4 protein-coding genes and 1 pseudogene are annotated in these 2742 nt (G+C 41.0%); 3 read left to right on the top strand and 2 right to left on the bottom strand.

Annotation, left to right across the window (positions count from 1 at the left end; genetic code table 11):
• A pseudogene (locus HMPREF2794_RS27405) lies at positions 1-180 on the top strand (IS1380 family transposase); the annotation flags it as partial.
• A gap of 153 nt (positions 181-333) precedes the next feature.
• Here HMPREF2794_RS27405 and HMPREF2794_RS27400 read toward each other — a convergent pair.
• Positions 334-534, bottom strand: coding sequence for a hypothetical protein (locus tag HMPREF2794_RS27400; protein ID WP_007837439.1), 201 nt, complete (start codon positions 532-534; stop codon positions 334-336).
• A 665-nt stretch (positions 535-1199) separates the two neighbouring features.
• Between HMPREF2794_RS27400 and HMPREF2794_RS00695 the strand changes: the two genes are divergently transcribed.
• Together HMPREF2794_RS00695 and HMPREF2794_RS28720 are read left to right on the top strand one after the other, a co-directional pair.
• Positions 1200-1502: a hypothetical protein gene (locus HMPREF2794_RS00695; protein ID WP_007664625.1), complete on the top strand. Its 303-nt coding sequence runs from the start codon at positions 1200-1202 to the stop codon at positions 1500-1502.
• A 40-nt stretch (positions 1503-1542) separates the two neighbouring features.
• Positions 1543-1995 carry a hypothetical protein gene (locus tag HMPREF2794_RS28720; protein WP_007664626.1) on the top strand — a complete coding sequence of 151 codons (453 nt, stop codon included), beginning with the start codon at positions 1543-1545 and terminating at the stop codon, positions 1993-1995.
• A gap of 159 nt (positions 1996-2154) precedes the next feature.
• Here the strand turns inward: HMPREF2794_RS28720 and HMPREF2794_RS00680 are convergent, their stop codons facing one another.
• Complete coding sequence (locus HMPREF2794_RS00680; RefSeq protein ID WP_007897426.1) at positions 2155-2649, bottom strand: HD domain-containing protein; 495 nt, start codon at positions 2647-2649, stop codon at positions 2155-2157.
• Positions 2650-2742: the final 93 nt, after the last annotated feature.

The raw sequence follows: 2742 nt of genomic DNA, 5'->3' as shown, positions 1-2742 counted from the left end.
ATTATCCAAAGACTTGACGTAAAGAGGTTCGGACCCAATAAAACAAGTCGCATAAAAGCGTTTGTCTTCAGATTTGTCTCTGTACCAGCCAAATGGATCAGAACATCAAGGTGGTATGTGCTGAATATCTATACCTGTAATAATGCTTACGCAGATGTATTCCAGACTGATTTTGGATGACGACTACAACTTATGGGTATGATACTGCGTATTGTCTCAAGTCGCATTGTGGGGTAAGGGGGTATTGTAGGCAGAAGTGGGTATTTCAGCCTCAATTTATCTAATAATTCAGTAATGAGAGAACGTGTACACGTAAATAGGACGATGAAGGACTTAGTTGCGGATTTGAGGCTTATGAAAAGCGTATTGCTTTCTCAATACATGCCGTTCCTCTTCGCTCAGCGACAGGAAATAGGCTTTCCATCCCGGACAGAAATTGATGTGCCATCGCCAAAAACGACCCAACAATGACTTGGGTGAACGGTCGTATCGCCGCCTCAGTGGGCACTGCTGACAGTTATGTTTCTTTTCCAATACTTTATCTATTTATCTTTCGTAAAACTCTCGTGGCAAAAATAAGGATTATTTTCAGTGATCAAGCACACAGTTCATTAAAAAAGAGAGGATTTGCTAAGATTCAGAATAACGACGAGCCATCGACCCCAACGGGAGTCGAACTTCAAGTAACCGCACATGATACAATGTGCGGGTCGAAGTGCCTTCCCAATCCACGACCCCAACGGAGGTCGAACCTTTCTACAGATTATATGGTTCGACCCCGTTGGGGTCGGATGTATAGGAGTCATCTGGCCATCCGCAAGTCTTTGACATTGCGGTTAACGGGGGTGAGACCCTTTTCAGGGTCTGTTTGTTTGCACACCTTCATTCTACATAAACGGCTAAATTCAAATATTAAAAGCGTTTACATATTGCAACGTATTTATCTGTTATGCTCCTATTAAATTGTTCTATATCCTTATACTTTTCAACTAAATCCTTTATCACAGGCGCATTTAAATCGACGTTTAGGGTATATTGAACAAAAGCACGTAGCATCTCATAATTATAATTTACTCAAGTTTCGGATTTAGGTTGAGAGGATAGATTTGGGCATAAAAAAGGCTTTGAGGATTTCCGTATGTCACGGAAATTTAGTAATTTAGAGGTGCCCAAACAACTAATTACAATCACTCAAAGCCATGAGCAAAATTACAAAAATTCCATCGGAGATCCGCAACTTTTTCACGGGAAAACGAATCAATCCCGCATTTTCCAAGTTTATGACCCTCCTTGAGGGGATGAGGATTTCAGACAAAGATCTCGGAGGGAAAAAACGTGAGAACTGTCAGCTTACCAACCTTCAACTTTTCCAGATCATATTGATTCTGCCGTTTATGGCCGTCCCGGGTTTTTCTCATTATGCCGGATCGTCAATCTCGAAACTGTTCGGGGGTAAGAAGGACCTACTCTATTCGTTTATGGCCAAGGACAATATAGACTAGCAACATCATCTGGCACATCGCCTGTCATCTCATCAAGGCCGTGACCATAAGGAAAGACTATCAAAAGAGCCATCTTCCGGCAGTGCTTATTGTGGATGATTCCGACCTGCCGAAGACCGGATTGAGGATGGAGTGTATTGGCAAGATATTCTCGCACGTGTTTCAGCGGTGCATTCTCGGCTACAAGCTGCTGGCCCTGTGCTGGAGCGACGGCCGCTCTCAATTTGTCGTGGACTTCTCGATTCACGGCGAGAGAGGGAAGGTCGATGGCAAGGAACAAGGTCTTACGGCCCGGCAGCGCGAGAGGCGCTACAACCGCAAGCGTGACAGAGACTGCCAGACCGAAAAACGCAAGGAAGAGTATTTCGTATCCAAGCTTGAGCGCCTGAAGAGCATGGTGAAGAGACCATTGGAGGATTGTTCGCCGATATATATGAAGGCGTACACGAGCTCACCGTCGTGGAAAAGATCTGGTCAATCATTATTGATGTAATAGCAATCGTGGCTGAGATTTTTACCATTGACGAGAACGAATTGATGGAGCAAATTATACGGGATAACCGCAGGTTCAAGGCCATGCAACTGATCGCTCAGACTGCATAAAACCTAAATCCGAAACTTGAGTAAAATACATAACTGTAATAATCTACTACTAATCTAAAATAAAGCGATTATAAGCTATCCTTTTTCCTGTGTTTGTTTTAAAGTTTTCACCTATACACTTTTTTATCTTTTCCTGTTCTTTTTCTTTATCCATAACCGTTAAATTTTCAAGCAAATCAGCTTCCCATTGTATTTGAAAATCAAGTCCATCAATTTTAGATGGAGTATGATGGTTGCCTATTATAAAGCATATTCTATCAATATTTTTGTTATAGCCTACCTTTTTTAATATTTCTTTCGCTACTGCTGGTCCTTCCTTTTCTTGATAGACACCATCAATAGAACCGTATTTTTTTTGTGCTTCAACCGCACCAATATCATGTAGTATAGCAATAATACTGATGAATTCTTTTTCTTCCTCTCCGATATTTTCTCCGTTCATTATATCTTCTGCATTTTTCAAAACTTTAAGAGTATGCTCTATGCCAAAAGGAATTTCTTTGAATACTTCTTTCATCTCTATAATAATTTTTTCTTTAAACATAAATTACCTCCATTTATACCTTATAGGTGTTTTAGTTCTATCTATCCACTTTTTTGTTCGCCGATACAATCAGCATCATGGGACGGCGCATTT

Origin of the sequence: Bacteroides sp. HMSC067B03 (assembly GCF_001811315.1) — a bacterium.
Lineage (GTDB): Bacteria > Bacteroidota > Bacteroidia > Bacteroidales > Bacteroidaceae > Bacteroides > Bacteroides faecis.
This window is presented reverse-complemented; position numbering and strand designations above follow the sequence as displayed.